The organism is Dyella amyloliquefaciens (assembly GCF_004296575.1).
GTDB lineage: Bacteria > Pseudomonadota > Gammaproteobacteria > Xanthomonadales > Rhodanobacteraceae > Dyella > Dyella amyloliquefaciens.
In genome coordinates, this window is record NZ_SAYT01000008.1 from 1 (window position 1) to 17,646 (window position 17,646).

Genomic DNA, 17,646 nt, shown 5'->3' on the forward strand with positions numbered 1-17,646 from the left:
CGGCGCGCGACTAGCCCATCATGGCCCAGCACCGCTATGCGGTGTGGTTGTCAGAGGCCGGATATACGTGTGCAGTCGACACGGACGCCAGAGCACGGGAGGCTTGCAATGGGGAGGAGTCCATATACGGTTGATTGGACGACCCCTGCGCACGTCGACGAGCGTGGCCGGCCTCCCCGAACGGCATAGACCAAGTACCCGGCGCGTTCCGCCCACATGGCCAAGGGTCGCCACACGGACCCGGTGGTAGCTTGCCGCTGCGAAAGATCGGAAGGGCAGGCCGCTCATCGGGCGGCGCCGGTGATCTGACGGGGGGTCGCACACCATGAAATCGCCCATCAGGACGAACAATTTCGACCTCATCCGCTTGCTGGCGGCGGCGCAGGTCGTCGCGCATCACGGCATCGATCATCTGGGCCTGGACCGCCACAGCGGCATCGTCGGCGTGCTCGCGACGGCGATCCGTTACTTGCCCGGCGTCCCTGTCTTCTTCTTCGTCAGCGGCTTCCTGATCAGCAAATCCTACGAGAGCAGCCCGAGCGTGCTCGAGTACGCGCGCAATCGCGTGCTGCGCATCTATCCCGCGCTCATCGTATGCACCGTGCTGAGCGTGATGGCCGTGTTCGCGCTCGGCTACCTGCCCAGGCCCGATGCGCCGCCTCCCCGGCTGGCGCTGTGGATGCTCGCGCAGATGAGCATTGTGCAGTTCTACAACCCGGACTTCATGCGCGCGTTCGGCGTGGGCGTGCTCAACGGCAGCCTGTGGACGATCACGGTGGAACTGCAGTTCTATCTCGTCACGCCGCTGCTCTACGCCGTCCTCGGTCTCAAACACCGGCGCGGCACGCTATCACTGGCGCTGCTGGCCCTGGCTCTGCTCGTGCCGAACCTCGGGTATTGGCATGCCGATCCGGAGAATCACCCCGGCGCGCTGCTCAAATTGTTCGGAGTGACGTTCCTGCCGTGGTACACGATGTTTCTTGTCGGCGTGCTCGCGCAGCGCAACTTCCATCAGCTGCACAGGCTGCTCGCGGGCAGGGCGCTGCTTGCCGGCGCGATCTACCTCGGCGCCACCCACGTCGCGGTGCAAATGCTGGGCTGGGGCGCCAGCAACGACATTCATCCCGTGCTCTATCTGCTGCTGGCCGCGTTCGTGTTCTCGCTCGCCTACACGTGGCCCGGCACCGCCGAGAAACTGCTGCATCGGCAGGACATTTCCTATGGCGTGTACATCTATCACATGCCCTGCATCAACGTGCTGCTGTACCTGGGCATGAAGGGCCACGCGTACGCGCTGGGCATCACCTATATCGCCGTTGCGCTGATGGCCACGCTGTCGTGGGTGTGGGTGGAGCGTCCCTGTCTGTCGATGAAGCGCGGCGGCTTGCGTCACGGCTCGGCAGAAGCCGAACCGTTGCCACCACCGAGCGATGATCTACCCGCCACCGCGCCGCTGCCGACCACGGGAGAGTGACGGTTTCAGGGCATGTATTGCCCGATGATCATGGCGTTGAGCTGGCGCCCCTTCCAGAACATGTGGTGGATCCGCTCGCTCAGCTTCTCCAGTGACTTCGAGCTGATGTCGCCGAAGCTGAGCATCACCGCAGGCCGCGAGCCATCGCCCGGAACGTGTTCGATGCCGTCCCAAGCCGGGAAACCGTACTTGGCCAGGAACTCGCCGAGTTCCTCGTCCGACGTTCCCGGTTCGATGTTGCCCAGCAGTAGACGCAGCATGGTCGTTCCTCCTGCAACGCCGCCGATCAGCCTCGCTGACGGCAACGATCGTGGCGATCGTCAGTACTTCACCGGAATGAAGCGGAAGGGATACTCGGGTTCGCGATAGTCGCCGCGCTTCTGACGCTTGGGCAGCTCGATCTTCGGCCGATCCACCTCTTCGTAGGGAATGCGGCTGAGCAGGTCGGCGATGATGTTGAGGCGCGCGCGTCGCTTGTCGTTGGAATCCACCACCAGCCATGGCGCGAACTGCGTATCGGTCGCCTTGAACATCTCGTCGCGCGCACGCGAGTAGTCGTACCAGCGGCTGTACGACTTCAGGTCCATCGGCGACAGCTTCCAAACCTTGCGCCCGTCGTGGATGCGGCCCTTGAGCCGACGGGTCTGCTCTTCCTCGCTCACTTCCAGCCAGTACTTGAGCAGGATGACGCCCGAGGTGACGATGCCCCGCTCCACCAGCGGCGCCACGCGCAGGAAGCTTTCGACCTGCTCTTCGCTGCAGAAGCCCATCACCCGTTCCACGCCAGCCCGGTTGTACCAGCTGCGATCGAAGATCACGATCTCGCCGGCCGCCGGCAGATGCGGCAGGTAGCGCTGGATGTACATTTGGCTTTTCTCGCGCTCGGTCGGCGCCGGCAGCGCCATCACGCGGAACACGCGCGGACTGACGCGCTCGGTGATCGCCTTGATGGTGCCGCCCTTGCCCGCACCATCGCGCCCTTCGAAGACGATGCAGACCTTGGCGCCCGACTTCTGCACCCACAGCTGCAGCTTGACCAGCTCGACGTGGAGCTTTTCCAGCTCCTTGGCGTATGCCTTGCCCGTCAGGCGGACATCTTCGACGGGAGCCGGCTGCTCCGCTTCCTTCTTGCCCTTTGCCATGGCATCGCGCCCCTCGCTTGAGAGATCACCCGCAACGACTCCGGTAAACCACCCGGCACAAAACACGCACAGAGGCGTCGCCGATGCACGGCGCCGCCCTGCCGGCCACCATCACCGGTCGCCGCTTTACACACGATCAGCGTGACAGCAGGGCCATCAAGCCCCCGTCAACCGAAGTGCGACGGCAACTGCGTAGTTCTACTGGGAAAGCCGCTAGAGCCAGTCGATCTGGAACCAGGCCGAAAGCGAGGCGCCCGCGGCGACGGTCGCGGCCAGACCGAGGTTGAAGGCGTCGGGCGGCCCGGTCTGTGGCTCGACGCAGGTGGCGTGCCGGGGTTCGTCGTACACCACCCAATGGTGGCAGTCGGAGCTGAGCCGGATGCGCTGCCCGTTCCGGTGCAGCTCCACCGGCCGCTCGTTGAGGAAACAGTCGTCCCACGGTGCGGGAGGCGGCTCGACCAGGGGCAGAAGCGCCAACCCTTCCGCATCGCGCGGATAGCATCGGCTTGGCTCGAACTCGAGGCGGTCGGGCTTGCGGAACCAGGGGTGCCAGCCAAGCACGGCCGGCATGTCGTGCTCGCCCGCCGTCAACGTCAACACCAAGCGCAGCTGCCGATCGGCGACCTCGATGCGCTGGATGACTCGCCCACCGAACGGCCAGCGCTTGTCCTGTGGCAGCGCCAGCGACAGCTCCACGTGGCTCGACGATTGCGCCTCGACCTGCCACGGCAGGGCAAAGCCCACGCCATGGATGGCGTGGTTGCCAAGATTGATCGGCAAGGCGTGCCGCCTGCCCTGCCATTCGAAACGCCCCGCACGCACGCGACCCGCCCACGGCACCATCGGATAGCTGCCCCAGGCGATCATGGCCTGGGTGTGCTCGTCGTGGCCCACCAGCCAGTCGAGGCCATCGAAGCGGATTCGCGCCACGCGCCCGCCCGCGGCCGGTGCCACCGTCACTTCCAGCGCAGCATGCCGGATGCCGACCAGCGGACCGGGGGCCATCGGCGCCAGCGCGTCGTCGCCACCCGACACCGGCACCTGAGCGTCACTCGCCATACGGATGCAGGCAGACGATGCCGCCGTCGTCGTCGTAGGTCAGCTTCACCATCTTGATCGAGCGCAGGTGGGTCACGCCGCCCGACAGGATCGAGTCGTGATAGAACAGGAACCAGCGATCACCCACTTCGCAGATGGAGTGATGCGTGGTCCAGCCGACCACCTCGGTGAGGATCCTGCCCTGGTAGGTGAACGGACCATACGGGCTGTCGCTGATCGCATAGCACAGGAAGTGGGTGTCGCCGGTCGAATACGACAGGTAGTACCTGCCGCGATAGGCGTGCATCCACGGCCCTTCGAAGTAGCGGCGCTCGTGGTCGCCGGCCAGCAGCGGCCGGCCCTGCCCATCCACGATGCTGATCTCGCGCGGCGCCTCCGCGAACGACTTCATGTCCGCCGCGAGCCTGGCGATGCGCGGCCCCAGCGCGGGCTCGTGCGCAGGCGGCTCCTCGTGGGACGCGTCATGGAGGTTGTCGCGATACTTCTGCAACTGGCCGCCCCAGATGCCGCCGAAAATCATGTAGAACGCGCCGTCCTTGTCCTCGAACACCGCCGGATCGATCGAATAGCTGCCTTCGATGGCTTCGGGTTCGGGAGTGAAGGGTCCCTCCGGCCGATCGGACACGGCCACGCCGATCTGGAACAGGCCGTTGCTGCGCTTGGCGGGGAAATACAGGTAGTAGTGGCCATCCTTGCGCGCCGCATCCGGCGCCCACATCTGGCGATCGGCCCACGGCACGTCCTTCACATGCAGCGCGACGCCACAGTCGACCGCTTCGCTTTCCGGCGTGTCCATGCGGAAGACGTGGTAGTCCTCCATGCAAAAATGATCGCCATTGTCGTTGAAGGGCACACCGCCCTCGATGTCATGCGAGGGATAGATGTAGATCTTCCCGTCGAACACATGCGCCGAGGGATCAGCCGTATAGATGTGCGTTACCAGCGGCACCGAGATGGCGCGTGCCGCTAGCGCGGCGAGGTCTTGGGTGGGAATGTCGTCCGACATGGCGATACCTGGTGACTGAGACCGGCGCCCGCTCAGCAGGCGTGGCCTGCGGCGAGGCGGCGGGCGCCGAGTTCCTGCTCGATGCGCAGTTCCATCGACTTGTTGATGCGGTAGAAGAACAACAGCCCGACCGCGAGCAGGAACGGCAGCGAGCAGAACAGGCTCACGGTCAGGCGGATGCCGTCGACCACCTCGGGCGTCTGCGTTGCCGCGTCGGGAACGTAGCCGTGATGGGCAAGGATGCCCGCCACCAGTGCGCCGCCGATGCTCAGGCCCACCTTCAGGCCACACAGCATCGCCGAGAAGATGATTGCGGTAGCGCGACGACTGTTCTTCCATTCGGAGTAATCGGCGACGTCCGCGATCATCGCCCACAACAGCGGGATGGTGATGCCGTAGAAGAAGCCGTGGAGGATGTACGAGCCCACCACCAGACCGATCGAGGCCGGCGTATACACATAGAACGCCAGCAGGAACACGGTGGAGGCGAGCAGCGCGCCACCGAACACATCGCGCTTGCCGAAGCGGTCGGCGAGACGCTTGGAAAAGCCGATGCCGACGATCATGAAGATGATCCCCAGCGCGTTGAACAGGCTGAACGCCGAAGTCGGCGCATCCTTCGGCCAACGGAATTCGGTCAGGCCCAGGTGGCCGAGCAGCGTATTGAGCCCGGCGATGAAGCCGTTGAAGCCGACCTGGTCGAGGAACGCGGACAGCTGGGCTTCGTCCAGGTAGTACTTGAAGTAATAGATGTACGTACCGCCCTTCAGGGCCAGGTTGACGAACAGCAGCACGGTGATCGCCAGCATGATCTGCCAGGGTCGGTTGCGCATGAGGTCGGCCAGGTCCTCGCGGACGCTGGAGGCCTGCTCGTTCACCGGCACGATGCGTTCGCGGGTGGTGAGGAAGGTGACCAGGAAGAACACCGTTCCCACGATGGCGAAGATGGTCATGGTGCGGTGGAAGCCGAGCGCCTTGTCGCCGTCACCGAGGATCAGCACCAACGGCAGCAGCAGGACCTGGATAACGAACTGGGCGACCATCACGGCCACGAAGCGATAGGCAGAGAGGCTGTTGCGCTCGGCCATGCTGCCGGTGAGCACGCCGCTCAGGGCCGAGTAGGGCAGATTGTTGGCCACGTACACCAGCACCAGCAGGGTGTAGGTCGCCATCGCATAGGTGACCTTGGCCTGCTCGCCCAGCGCCGGCGTGCTGAAGGCCAGCAGCGACAGCGCGCCGAACGGGATCGCCGTCCACAGCACCCAGGGGCGGAACTTGCCCCAGCGCGTACGCGTGCGGTCCGCCACCAGGCCCATGATCGGCGTGAACACGAACGCACCCAGCAGGCCAACCACGAAGATCAGCGTGGCCGCCGTGGCCGCGGGAATGCGGAACACGTCGGTGTAGAAGAACGCCAGGAAGGTCACCAGCGTCTGGAAGATCAGGTTCGCGGCCAGATCGCCCAGGCTGTAGCCGACCTTTTCCACCACCGTGAGCCGTTGCGGAGTACTGCTGTTCATGTGCGCTGGTGTGCCTGTGTGAACTTTGCCATCCGATGCTCCTGCGGTCGAACTTCCATCATGACAGGGCGCGGTCCGTCCGGCTCGGGTGAGCCGGACGGACCGCGACTGCTTCAGGCGTGGTGCAATCAGAAGCTGCCGCGGATGCCGAGCATGACGGTGTAGCCCGGCGTGTAGTACGTGTAGGCAGCGTTGTCGTAGGTGAGCGTCTGACGGAAGTTCTCCTTCGTCAGGTTGATCACGTTGAAGGTGATGCTCGGCTTGGACGGCAGGTTCGGCAGGTCGTAGCTCGCCGACAGGTCGAGCTGGCCACGGGCGTCGGTCTTGATCACCGCGAACGGCAGGCCGTTCTGGTTCGCCGTGGAGCTGATCTGCGAGGAGTTCCAGGTGTAGGCCAGGCGGACCATCGCACCGTAGCCTTCCCAGTAACCGGTGAGGTTGTAGGTGTGCGGCGAGATGCCGATCGCCTGTGCGGGCACGCCGCCGCCGATGCTCTTTTGCGAGACCACGGTGTAGTTCGCCTGGAAGCCCAGGCCCTTGAACACGAAGTCCAGCGGCTGCACCCAGTTCGCTTCCGCACCCTTGATCTGCAGGAGCCCGTCAGCGTTGACTTGCTGGGTCACCTGCACCATCGCCGAATTCGGCCCGCCGCGCAGGTTGATGGCCTGCTGCTGCGTGTCGGTCAGGGTGGCGAACGGAACGCCGAGCTGGCTGAACGGAATGAGGTTGGTTCCGTTCACGGTGAAGCCGGTGATGCGCTTGCCGAACAGATCCAGCGCCACATAGCCTTCGTTGCCGGTGTACCACTCGCCACCGAGGTCCAGGTTGGTGGACAGGTACGGCTTCAGCTTCGGATTGCCTTCGGAGGCGATTTCCGCCGCCGGGTCGCTGAAGTTGGTGTTGGGCATCATCGCGCTCGGATCCGGACGGGTCATCGAGCGCGAGGCCGCCAGGCGCAGGATCACGCTGTCGGTAGCGTTGTAGGCGACGTTCAACGACGGCAGGTAGTAACCGTAGTTGTTCTTCAGCGTGATGTACTGGATCTGGCCACCGAGATTGGACGGACCGGAAATGGTCTGGTCGGTGGAGGCATGGCGGATACCGCCGTTGACGCGCAGGTCATGACCGTTCAGGTCCCACTTGCCGTTGCCTTCCAGGTACATGCCCCAGGTGCTTTCCTCGATGTTGCCGGCGTTGGCACCGCTGGCGGCCGAGGTGGTCAGCGGGGCGTTGGCATTGAGGTAGGCATAGTTGGTCGCGGCCATCAGCGCGGCCGAATTGACCGTGATGAAGCCGTTCGGACCCGCCGACAGGTACGGACCCCAGCCATTCTTGGCGATGACGGCATTCACCTCGGTCTGCCAGGCGGCGCTGTTGTCGTAGGCCTTGATGTCGCGCGAGATGTCGTCGTAGGCGACACCGGCGCGCAGGTTGTTGCTGTCGTCGCCGTACTGGAAGTCCCAGCGCGTACCCTGGTTGTCGGTGACGCGAGCCTCGTTCTGGATGTTGACGCGGTACGTGGTCCACGGCAGCGTCGGGTCGTTGAGGTTGATCGCCGGCGAGATCGACGGATAGCTGCCGCCGGTGTTGTTGTAGGACACCGTGGTCGTCGGCGAGCTGACGTCGATCGACGGCGCTTCCTGGCGGTACCAGCTGCGCTGGACATAACCCTGGAAGTCCAGCTTCATGTTGCCTTCGTCACCGAACAGCAGCTCGCCGCCCGGATTGATGTTGTAGAACTTGGTGTGCTGGTCGTACGGACGATCTTCAAGGAAGTACTGCGCGTTGGCGAAGGTCGCCTGGGTCACCACGTTGTTCTGGTCGACCTGCATGCCCACCGGGATCATCTGGCCGCTGCGGCCCACCAGGTTCATGTCGGCGCGGTCGAACTCGCGGTCCTTCTGCGAGAACAAGGTGTCCAGGTAGAAATGCGCCCAGTCGGCCGGACGCCATTCCACCGAGGCCATCGCGGACTGGTGGTCGTTGGTGCCGTCGGTGTAGGCATCGCGGCCCAGGCGCGGGATCAGCGCATTGGCAAGCTGCGAGGTGGTCAGGCCCGGATTGAGGGCCAGCAGCGACGCGTTGTTGAGCGCCGTGCCTGCCACGAGGCCCGCGCCAGCGCCGGCCGGCACCGTGCCCGGGATGACCCAGCTGCCACCGGCCGGGCTGCAATGGCCAGCGACGGTGCCGCATTGGGCGGCGGTCAGCTGCGGCGTGGTCCAGCCCACGGTCTCGAAGCCGCGCACGTCGTAGTCGTTGTTGGACGCCTGCACGCCGACCAGGGCACCGAACGTGTTGTCGGCGTTGGTCCAGCTGCCGATCAGGGCGCCACGCGGGCGCACGTTGCTGCCGATCGAGTTGTAGCTGGCCTGCGCCGAATAGGTCAGGTGCGTACCCGGATTGTCGAACGGACGGGTGGTGCGCATGTCGACCACGCCGGCGATGCCGCCCTCGGTCATGCTCGGCGTCGGCGTCTTGTTGACGGTCAACTGCGTGAAGAACTCGGTCGGCAGCAGGTCGAGGTCGACCTCGCGGTTCTGGTTCTGTGCGTTCAGGCCGCCGGCAGATGCCACGGCCAGCTGGGATCCGTTGAGCAGGATCTTGGTGAAGTCCGTGCCGAGGCCGCGGATCTGCACGTTCACGCCTTCGCCGTCCACGTCGCGGGTCAACTGCACACCCGGCACGCGAGTGAGCGACTCGGCGATGTTGGTATCGGGGAACTTGCCGATGTCTTCGGCAAATACCGAGTCGGTGACATTGGTGGCATCACGCTTGGCATCCGTGGAGAACTGGATGCTGCTGCGGTAGCTGCCACTGACGTTGACTGCGCCCAGCGTCTTGGCCGACTGGTCGGCCTTGCCCTGGTCCTGCCCGCTGGCCTGGGTCTTGCCATTGGCCTGCGGCGCGGCGGCCTGCGTCGTCGACTGATCCTGTGCCTGGGCGGTCCCCACCACGCCAAACAAGGCAAGACTCAATGCGCTGGACAACAGGGTTCTTGCAAACTGACTCTGCACCATACTCCCCTCTCGATTCTGGTATCGCGATCGTCCCCAGGGCGCTATTGCGGCACCCGCCCGGTGATCTGATTCGGATCAATCCGCCAACGCGACGCCTGCTGGCATCGCGATGCGCCGAAAAGGTAGCGCTAACACTTTGGGGCCGCACGCTGCAGGGCAGCATTGGAATTCAGGTTCGTTAATAAGCCTTAAAAACGGCCGGATTCGTGAGTCACGGCCCATCGTTTTCTTGCGGGCAGCGAGTGATGACTTTCCTGTTTGGCCTCGCTAATAATGGTAGCGCTACCAAAACAGGCCATCCGAAGGCCGCCGGTGACGAGGGGAGACGTCCACATGCAGCGCAGTCCACCGCAGTCCGGAGCCGATGTCGTTTCGCGCCCGCATGGCAGCGAACGCGATACCGGCGCAGGTGGCCCTGCGGCGACTCAGGGTGCCGCGCCTGCGCATGGCGCGAGCGTCGGTCGTTATCGCTGGCGTGTTTGCGCCATGCTGCTTGCGGCAACCACCATCAGTTACGTGGATCGCCAGGTGCTCGGTGTGCTCGCGCCGTTCCTGCAGGACAAGATCGGCTGGAGCGAACTGGAATACAGCACCATCGTCACCTCGTTCCAGGCGGCCTACGCGATCGGCCTGCTTTGCGCCGGCGCCGTGATCGACCGCTTCGGCACGCGCATTGGCTATGCGATCGCCATCGGCATCTGGAGCATCGCGGCGATGAGCCATGCGCTCGCCACCGGCGTGGTCAGTTTCGCCGCGGCGCGCTTCGCGCTCGGGCTGGGCGAGTCCGGCAACTTCCCCGCCGCGATCAAGGCCGTGGCCGAATGGTTTCCGCAGCGCGAACGGGCGCTGGCCGCGGGCATCTTCAATTCCGGATCGAATATTGGCGCCATCGTTGCACCCCTGGCCGCCCCGTTCATCGCCGCCCGCTGGGGCTGGCAGGCGGCGTTTCTGTTCACCGGTGCATTGAGTGCCACCTGGCTGATGGCCTGGCTGATCACCTATCGGACACCCGACAGCCAACCGCGACTGTCAGCCGCCGAACGCGCCTACATCTGCAGCGACCACGAACCACCCGCACGGCGCGTGGCATGGTCGCAACTGCTGCGCCACCGCCAGACCTGGGCGTTCGCCGCGGCCAAGTTCATCACCGATCCGATCTGGTGGTTCTTCCTGTTCTGGCTGCCCAAGTTCCTTCACGCGCAATACGGCCTCAGCCTGATGGAACTGGGCCTGCCGCTGATCACCGTGTTCCTGCTTGCCGACGCCGGCAGCATCGCCGGAGGCTGGCTTGCCGGACGCCTGATCCGTCGCGGCTGGAGCGTCAACCGCGCACGCAAGGGCACCATGCTCCTGTGCGCGCTGGTGATCGTACCCATCGTGTTCGCCGCCAGGGCCAACCACCTGTGGCTCGCGGTGGTGCTGGTGGGCCTCGCCACGGCGGGCCACCAGGGCTGGTCGGCCAACGTGTACACGCTGACCTCGGACATGTTTCCCCGTTACGCGGTCGCCTCGGTGGTCGGCATCGGCGGTTTCGCCGGCGCAGTGGGCGGCATGCTGATCTCGACCGTGACGGGTCTGCTGCTACAGGCCACCGGCAGCTACGTGCCGGTATTCGTGATGGCGGGTGGTGCCTACCTGCTTGCACTGGCGGTCGTGCAACTGCTTTCGCCTACGCTGGCACCCGCGCAGATGGACGTCCAACCTTCCACCTCAACAACCATGGCGTGAAGCGATGAGGGTATCGATCCTGTTCTGGCTCGCACTCGCCGTCGGCGCGCCGGCGCTGCAGGCGCAGGACGTGCCGCTGGCCGCGGGTTCGCCGAAATTCCTGGGCAGCGCCTACAGCGCAACCCAGGCGCCTGACTTCGCCCGCTACTGGAACAAGGTGACGCCCGAGAATGCCGGCAAGTGGGGCAGCGTCGAAGCCGTGCGCGGCACCATGGAATGGACGAAGCTGGACGAGGCCTACCGCTTCGCCAAGGACCATGGCTTCCCGTTCCACCTGCACGTGCTGACCTGGGGCCAGCAGCAACCCGCATGGCTGCTCAAGCTGCCGCCCGACGAACAGCGCCGCGCCATCGAACATTGGTTCGACGCCGTTTCGGCCCGCTATCCCGACGCCGATTTCGTCGAGGTGGTGAACGAGGCGCTGCACAGCCCGCCCAGTGCCAAGCGCAAGGATGGCGGCAACTACCGGCAGGCGCTGGGCGGCGACGGCGCCACCGGCTGGGACTGGGTGGTCACCGCGTTCCGCCTGGCGCGCCAGCGCTTTCCGCATGCCAGGCTGCTGATCAACGACTACAGCATCACGCGCAGCGACAAATCGACCGGACAGTACCTGCAGATCATCGAGCTGCTGCAGAAGGAGCACCTCGTCGACGGCATCGGCCTGCAGGAACACGCCTTCGAGACCACGCCGGACGTGCCGATGGCGGTCCATCGCGCCAACCTCGACCGGCTGGCGTCCACGGGGCTGCCGATCTACATCACGGAGCTGGACATCGACGGCCGCGACGACGCGCGCCAACTGAAGGACTACCAGCGCGTATTCCCCGTGTTCTGGCAGCATCCGGACGTCAAGGGCATCACCTTGTGGGGCTTCCGGCCAGGCCTGTGGCGCGACAAGCAGGGCGCCTACCTGGTACGCAAGGACGGCAGCGAACGTCCCGCGCTGGCCTGGCTGCGCTCGTATGTCAGCGGCACGAAGCCCACCCCCGCACCGTGATCGTCGCGTCCACGCCTCCACGCATCCCTCTCACCTGATCTCCCGACCATGCCCACCGCGATCCGCCCCCTGACCCTGCACGAAGACCGCCTGTTCTCCTCCGACCCGCTGCAACGGGCCATCGCCCGGCGCCTGTACGCGGACGTGGCGAACTTGCCCATCATCAGCCCCCACGGCCATACGGATCCGGCGTGGTTCGCCGGCAACGAGCCGTTCGCCAACGCGACGGAGCTGCTGCTGGTACCGGACCACTACGTGTTCCGCATGCTCTACAGCCAGGGCGTCCCGCTCGATGCGCTGGGCATTCCGCGTTCCGACGGCTCGCGCGCCGGGGTCGACCCGCGCGATGCATGGCGGGTGTTCGCCGAGCGCTTCCACCTGTTCCGGGGTACGCCGTCGTCGATGTGGCTGAACCATGTCTTCCACGACGTGTTCGGCCTGCGCGTGAGCCTGGACGCGGCCACCGCCGACCTGTATTTCGACCACATCAATGAGGCGCTGCGGCAGCCCGGGTTCAGGCCGCGGGCCCTGTTCGAGCGCTTCCAGATCGAAGTGATCGCCACCACCGAGTCACCGCTCGATCCGCTCGAGCATCACGCGGCGATCCGCGACAGTGGCTGGCAGGGTCGCGTGATCACCGCGTATCGGCCCGATGCCGTGGTCGATCCGGAACACGAGCAGTTCCCTGCCGCCCTGCAGCGCTTCGGCGAACTCACCGGCGAGGACGTGCACCGCTGGGACGGCTATCTCAGGGCGCATCGCCAGCGGCGCGCCTTCTTCGCCAGCATGGGCGCCACGTCCACCGATCACGGGCATCCCACCGCGGCCACCGCGAACCTCTCGCAGGCCGAGGCGGCCCGCCTGTTCGACACCGTGGTGCGTGGCCAGGCAAGCGCTGCGGAAGCAGAACTGTTCCGTGCGCAGGTGCTGACCGAGATGGCGGCGATGAGCGTGGACGACGGCCTGGTGATGCAACTGCACCCGGGCTGCTATCGCAACCACAACCTCGGGCTGTTCGAGCGCTACGGGCGCGACAAGGGCGCGGATATCCCCCTGCGCACCGAATACGTTCGCGCGCTCAAGCCGCTGCTCGACCGCTTCGGCAACGAGCCGGGCTTCCAGCTCATCCTGTTCACGCTGGACGAGAGCAACTACAGCCGCGAACTGGCACCGCTGGCCGGCCACTACCCCTCGCTGTTGCTGGGGCCGGCATGGTGGTTCCACGACGCGCCGGAGGGCATGTGGCGCTTCCGCGAGCAGACCCTGGCCAGCGGCGGCTTCTACAACACGGTGGGCTTCAACGACGACACGCGCGCCTTCCTCTCCATTCCGGCGCGCCACGACGTGGCCCGCCGCATCGACTGCGCGTTCCTGGCCAGGCTGGTGGCGGAACACCGCATGGAGGAGGACGAAGCCGCCGAAGTCGCCCGCGACCTCGCCTATCGCCTGCCGAAGAAAGCCTACAAGCTCGATTGAGGCGACAGCCGGCCTCCGCCCCCATGTGCAGCGGAGGCCGGGTGCTCAGCGCTCGATGGCGTGCATCCTGACGCGATAGAGCCGGGCGTGGCGCGGATCCATCATCAACTGCCGTCCCTGGTTGCTCTGGTCACCGTTCAGTCGCCGCAGGGTCTGCCACGCGGCGCCGTTGCGGGACACTTCCTCGATGCTCCCGATGCCCGCCACGCGCGCATCCACGTCCGGATCCCGACGGATGTTGACGGTAAGGCCGGTGCCGAGGATGTAGAACTCGTCCGGCGCCGACTGCAGCACCAGCATCGCGCCGTCTTGGGTTTCCAGCGTCTTCGCCGGCCATGAACGCGACAGCGTGCCTTCGAACAGGTAGCCGCCCAGCGCGACCGTCTGCGTCGGTCGCGGGCTGCTGGCGTGCAGAACCAGTCCCCGCGTGCGCCCGTCGGCCTGTGCCGCGGGAAGCATGTCGCCCAGATCACGCAGTCCGCCGTACACCTGCATCAGCAGCGGCGATGCCGCCGCGTCGTCGTCCGGTGCGGGCAGGCTGTCGATGTCGAACGGACTGAAACCAAAGCCGCGCGCCTCGCCGTACAGGTAAAGCGCGTTGTACGGCGCCACTTCCAGCCGCGCCTCGGGCACGAATACGGGGTTGCCCAGTGCCTGGTAGCGCTGCACCCAATGGGCGAACTCCGGCCAGTAGATATCGGGCGAATAGAAGTCGATATGGCTCGCGACCGCCTGGTACACCTGCTGGAAATAGGGGTGGGAGCCGCCGCTTGGATACTCGCCGGCCCGTTCCTGCGGCGCGGGCAGCTGCACGTTCAGGTACATCGGCAACGCGTACTGCGCCTTGCCGGCACCGGCCACGGCATCGATATAGGTGGCATAGCGCCATGCCATGAACACTTCGTCCGCGGCATCGCCGAACACGTCCTTCCACGTGTGTCCCTGCGCATTGAAATGCGCGGCCAGCTCGGGCGACAGCGTGGCGCGGCGCGCCTGCAACGCCTGCAGCAGGGCGGCAGGCACGTCACCACCGAAGGCGCGATTGGCGGCGTCGGAGCGGTCACGGCGTTCGCCAAGCACGCCCACCTCGTTCTCCACCTGCACCATCAGCACGGTCTGTTGCCTGTCCTTCGTACGCAGGTGCGCCATCAGCGCCGCGAACGCCTTGCTGTCCAGGCGCAGCGTTTCCTCGCCGAAGGTGGAGAGGATTTCCAGCGGTGCGCCATCGATGCCACGCGCACGCGGAAAGCGGCGTGTGTCGGCCTTCACCCAGGCCGGCGCGTACTCGGAGAAGCTGTTCTTCCAGCTGCCGAACCACAGCAGGACGAGGTGCATGCGCTGTGCGCGGGCCTGATCGATCCAACGGTCCAGCAGGCGGAAATCGTAGCTGCCTTCACGTGGCTCCAGCTGGTCCCAGGCCACCGGCACCAGCACCGTGTTGACGTGCAGCGAGGCCAGCCGCGGCAGGATGGCCTCGGCCTGGGCCTCGGTGCCCGCCGACGAATTGCCCAGTTCGCCACCCAGGATCACATACGGCTTGCCGTCCACGATCAGCTGGCTGGCGCCCTGCGCCAAGGTCACCCGCGGCAACTCGCTGGCCTGCGCGCTGCAGGCCAGCAGGGCCAGCGCACCCATGCACGCACGCAGGCGATTCGTCGTCTGTTTCATCCGGTTCGCTCTCATCCGTTGCCGTGCTTCCATGTCATGCCGCCTTCAGCACGCGCGCCAACGTGCCTGGCAAGGCATCGCCCAGCGCCCCGTAGGCACGCAACAGCCACGTGCGGAAGCGCGCATCGCCCGACAGCGGCGCAAACACCGCGTCCAGGGCAAGGAAGGCGGGCACGTCCGTCTCCGGATCGCCGCTGCACTCGCGCCCCACGGCCGACAGCACCTCGTTGAGCGGATCCACCAGCGCCACGCCGCGATGCGCCTGCCGCCGCACGAAATGCATCCATGCCGCGATCGGCACGCACAAGGGCGCGATGGTGCGTTGCTGGCGCAGCGCTTCGCCGATGGTGCTGAGCAGGCGCACCGGCAACTTCTGCGAACCGTCCCACGCGATCTGCGAAAGGCGATGGCGAATGGAAGGATTGCGGAAGCGCTGCAGGATCGCGTCGATGTAGGCACCCGCATCCAGGCCCTGCGGAAGCGCGATGACCGGCGCGATGTGTTCGCGCATCAGGCGTTCGACGAAGGCGGCCAGGGCCGGCTCGGCCATCGCATCACCCACGCTGTCGATCTCCATCAGCGAGCCAAGATAGGCTAGCGTCGAATGCGCGCCGTTGAGCAGTCGCAGCTTGGCGCGATCGTAGCCCGCGATGTCGCTGCTCAGGGTGACACCGGCCAGCTCCAGTGGCGGGCGATCGTTGCAGAAGTGATCCTCGACCACCCATTGCGTATAGGTCTCGCGCTGGATCGGCCACGCATCCACGAGTCCAAGCTCATGCCGCACACGCTCGCGCAGGGCGTCATCGGTGGCCGGCGTGATGCTGTCGACCATCGAGCAGGGAAACGCGGCCTGCGCGTCTATCCACGAGGCCAGCGCGGTGTCGACAATGCGTGCGTACTGCAGCAAGGCGCGGCGCAGGCGGTGACCGTTGTCGGCGAGGTTGTCGCAACTGAGCACCGTGTAGGGCGCGATGCCTTGCTGGTAGCGCGCTCGCAGGCCTGCCACCAGATAGCCGATGGCACTGCGCGGCTCGTCGGGCGAGGCAAGGTCATGCTCGATGTCGGGATGGGCGAGGTCCAGGTCCTGGCCCGCGAGGCAATAGCCCTTCTCGGTGATGGTCAGAGTCACCAGCTTCACCGCCGGATCGGCAAGACGCGCGAGCACGGCGGCGGATTCGTCGCGGGCGCACAGCCATTCGCGGATCGAGCCGATGATGCGCAACCGGCTTTCCTCGCCGAGCAGGGCCAGCGTGTAGAGCCCGTCCTGCGGACGCATCGCATCGCGGGCGTCGCTGCTGTGCAGCGACACGCCGCAGATCGCCCAGTCGGGATGGTCGGCCAGCAGGTCGTCGATGGCGACCGCCTGATGCGCGCGATGGAATGCGCCGGCACCGATGTGCACGACGCCGATGTTCACGCCTTCCCGTGCATAGGCGGGCCGCTGCACGGTCGCTGGAAGTTGGTCCAGAGCCTGCGACGACAGACGCGGTGTCGAAGATTCGATGGCCATCAACGCTTCACCTCGAAGCCGCCCTCGGCGAGCAAGGCGTGGATGTCCGCCTCGCGTGACAGGTTCACGTCGCCGGGAATGGCGTGCTTGAGACAGGTCGCCGCGAGCGCGAACTCCAGCGACGGCGCATCACCCAGGCCCCGCAGAAGACCGTGCAGGAAACCGGCGGCGAAGGCATCACCGCCACCGATGCGATCGACGATGCCGGAGAGCCGGCGCGGTGCCGTGGTCAGTACACCGTCACGCAGGGCCAGCATGCCGGTGAGTTCCTGGTCGTCGACGTTGTGGTGATGTCGCTCGGTCGCCACCAGGCGGCGCAACGCAGGCCATGCCGCAAAGGCGGCCGTGGCCGCCGCACGAAAGCGGTCGGTCGCGCCTGCTTGCTCGAAGGACTGGTCGAGCATCAGGGCGATGTCGCGATCATTGCCGAACACCAGTTCGGCCTCCGCCACCAGCTCGCGCAACACCGCGGGCGCTTTCGGTGATCGCGCTCCCCACAGCCTGCTGCGGTAGTTGCAGTCGAAGGACACGCGCACACCCGCCGCACGCGCTGCACGCACGGCGGCGAGGGCTGCATTCGTCGTGGTCTGACCCAGGGCCAGGTTGATGCCGGACAGATGCAGCCACTGCGCTCCCGCCAACAGGCGCGGCCAGTCATAGGCCTCCGCAGGCGTACGCGAGAATACCGAGTCGGCACGGTCGTACAGCACCTCGGGTGGTCGCTGCATCGCCCCCGGCGAGAGGAAATAGATGCCCATGCGACCGTCGGCATACTGCAAGCCCGACGTATCCACGCCATGGCGGCGCAACTCGCCCGCGCAGGCATGGCCGATCGCGTGATCCGGCAGGGCACTGACCATCGTGCAGTGATGGCCCAGGATGGCAAGCGACGATGCGACGTTCGCCTCCGCACCGCCGAAGCGCGCCTCGAAGCGCGGCGACTGCAGTGGCAGTTCATGGCCGGGTGGCGACAACCTCAGCAGAAGTTCGCCGAAAAAAACGACGCGGCCCGACCCGGGATGCGTGGTTGTCACGTCAGACATGGATCA

General features: G+C 65.9%; 13 protein-coding genes. 4 read left to right on the top strand and 9 right to left on the bottom strand.

Going from position 1 to position 17,646, the window contains the following annotated elements:
- Positions 1–325: 325 nt before the first annotated feature.
- Entirely contained in the window at positions 326–1,474 is a 1,149-nt protein-coding gene (locus EPB08_RS18720; RefSeq protein WP_130620646.1) for an acyltransferase family protein, read from the top strand.
- Positions 1,475–1,479: 5 nt separating this feature from the next.
- On the opposite strand, the gene EPB08_RS18725 is transcribed toward EPB08_RS18720, so the two are convergent.
- The 6 genes from EPB08_RS18725 to EPB08_RS18750 all read right to left on the bottom strand — a co-directional run bounded on the left by EPB08_RS18725 (position 1,480) and on the right by EPB08_RS18750 (position 9,215).
- Positions 1,480–1,734, bottom strand: a complete 255-nt coding sequence (locus EPB08_RS18725; RefSeq protein ID WP_130620647.1) for an RNA recognition motif domain-containing protein — start codon at positions 1,732–1,734, stop codon at positions 1,480–1,482.
- 60 nt (positions 1,735–1,794) lie between these two features.
- On the bottom strand, positions 1,795–2,616 hold the full coding sequence (gene ppk2, locus EPB08_RS18730) for a polyphosphate kinase 2 (protein ID WP_130620648.1): 822 nt from the start codon (positions 2,614–2,616) through the stop codon (positions 1,795–1,797).
- Between the two features lie 213 nt (positions 2,617–2,829).
- Positions 2,830–3,675 (bottom strand): aldose epimerase family protein, encoded by an 846-nt coding sequence (locus EPB08_RS18735; protein WP_130620649.1) that lies wholly within the window; start codon positions 3,673–3,675, stop codon positions 2,830–2,832.
- On the bottom strand, positions 3,665–4,681 hold the full coding sequence (locus tag EPB08_RS18740; RefSeq protein WP_130620650.1) for a glycoside hydrolase family 43 protein: 1,017 nt from the start codon (positions 4,679–4,681) through the stop codon (positions 3,665–3,667). Before EPB08_RS18740 ends, EPB08_RS18735 begins: the two co-directional genes overlap by 11 nt.
- A gap of 32 nt (positions 4,682–4,713) precedes the next feature.
- The gene (locus tag EPB08_RS18745) at positions 4,714–6,201 is read right to left on the bottom strand and encodes an MFS transporter (protein ID WP_130620651.1); all 1,488 of its coding nucleotides are present in this window, start codon (positions 6,199–6,201) and stop codon (positions 4,714–4,716) included.
- Positions 6,202–6,329: 128 nt separating this feature from the next.
- A complete protein-coding gene (locus EPB08_RS18750; protein WP_130620755.1) occupies positions 6,330–9,215 on the bottom strand; it encodes a TonB-dependent receptor in 2,886 nt (961 codons plus the stop codon).
- A gap of 336 nt (positions 9,216–9,551) precedes the next feature.
- Between EPB08_RS18750 and EPB08_RS18755 the strand changes: the two genes are divergently transcribed.
- The 3 genes from EPB08_RS18755 to uxaC are packed head-to-tail and all read left to right on the top strand — an operon-like array spanning position 9,552 to position 13,419.
- Positions 9,552–10,946: an MFS transporter gene (locus EPB08_RS18755; protein WP_130620652.1), complete on the top strand. Its 1,395-nt coding sequence runs from the start codon at positions 9,552–9,554 to the stop codon at positions 10,944–10,946.
- A gap of 4 nt (positions 10,947–10,950) precedes the next feature.
- Complete coding sequence (locus EPB08_RS18760) at positions 10,951–11,943, top strand: endo-1,4-beta-xylanase (RefSeq protein WP_130620653.1); 993 nt, start codon at positions 10,951–10,953, stop codon at positions 11,941–11,943.
- A gap of 48 nt (positions 11,944–11,991) precedes the next feature.
- Positions 11,992–13,419 (top strand): glucuronate isomerase, encoded by a 1,428-nt coding sequence (uxaC, locus tag EPB08_RS18765; protein WP_130620654.1) that lies wholly within the window; start codon positions 11,992–11,994, stop codon positions 13,417–13,419.
- A gap of 45 nt (positions 13,420–13,464) precedes the next feature.
- Here the strand turns inward: uxaC and EPB08_RS18770 are convergent, their stop codons facing one another.
- From EPB08_RS18770 to EPB08_RS18780, 3 genes are read right to left on the bottom strand one after another with little or no spacing between them, the layout of a single operon-like run.
- Positions 13,465–15,087 (bottom strand): GH35 family beta-galactosidase, encoded by a 1,623-nt coding sequence (locus tag EPB08_RS18770; RefSeq protein WP_165418546.1) that lies wholly within the window; start codon positions 15,085–15,087, stop codon positions 13,465–13,467.
- A 34-nt stretch (positions 15,088–15,121) separates the two neighbouring features.
- Positions 15,122–16,597: a mannitol dehydrogenase family protein gene (locus EPB08_RS18775; RefSeq protein WP_130620656.1), complete on the bottom strand. Its 1,476-nt coding sequence runs from the start codon at positions 16,595–16,597 to the stop codon at positions 15,122–15,124.
- Complete coding sequence (locus EPB08_RS18780) at positions 16,597–17,640, bottom strand: sugar kinase (protein WP_130620657.1); 1,044 nt, start codon at positions 17,638–17,640, stop codon at positions 16,597–16,599. Before EPB08_RS18780 ends, EPB08_RS18775 begins: the two co-directional genes overlap by 1 nt.
- Between the last annotated feature and the right edge of the window lie 6 nt (positions 17,641–17,646).

Coding starts and splice junctions, on each gene's coding strand:
- EPB08_RS18720 (WP_130620646.1), top strand. CDS start 326: ATGAAATCGCCCATCAGGACGAACAATTTCGACCTCATCCGCTTGCTG.
- EPB08_RS18725 (WP_130620647.1), bottom strand. CDS start 1,734: ATGCTGCGTCTACTGCTGGGCAACATCGAACCGGGAACGTCGGACGAG.
- ppk2 (WP_130620648.1), bottom strand. CDS start 2,616: ATGGCAAAGGGCAAGAAGGAAGCGGAGCAGCCGGCTCCCGTCGAAGAT.
- EPB08_RS18735 (WP_130620649.1), bottom strand. CDS start 3,675: ATGGCGAGTGACGCTCAGGTGCCGGTGTCGGGTGGCGACGACGCGCTG.
- EPB08_RS18740 (WP_130620650.1), bottom strand. CDS start 4,681: ATGTCGGACGACATTCCCACCCAAGACCTCGCCGCGCTAGCGGCACGC.
- EPB08_RS18745 (WP_130620651.1), bottom strand. CDS start 6,201: ATGAACAGCAGTACTCCGCAACGGCTCACGGTGGTGGAAAAGGTCGGC.
- EPB08_RS18755 (WP_130620652.1), top strand. CDS start 9,552: ATGCAGCGCAGTCCACCGCAGTCCGGAGCCGATGTCGTTTCGCGCCCG.
- EPB08_RS18760 (WP_130620653.1), top strand. CDS start 10,951: ATGAGGGTATCGATCCTGTTCTGGCTCGCACTCGCCGTCGGCGCGCCG.
- uxaC (WP_130620654.1), top strand. CDS start 11,992: ATGCCCACCGCGATCCGCCCCCTGACCCTGCACGAAGACCGCCTGTTC.
- EPB08_RS18770 (WP_165418546.1), bottom strand. CDS start 15,087: ATGAAACAGACGACGAATCGCCTGCGTGCGTGCATGGGTGCGCTGGCC.
- EPB08_RS18775 (WP_130620656.1), bottom strand. CDS start 16,597: ATGGCCATCGAATCTTCGACACCGCGTCTGTCGTCGCAGGCTCTGGAC.
- EPB08_RS18780 (WP_130620657.1), bottom strand. CDS start 17,640: ATGTCTGACGTGACAACCACGCATCCCGGGTCGGGCCGCGTCGTTTTT.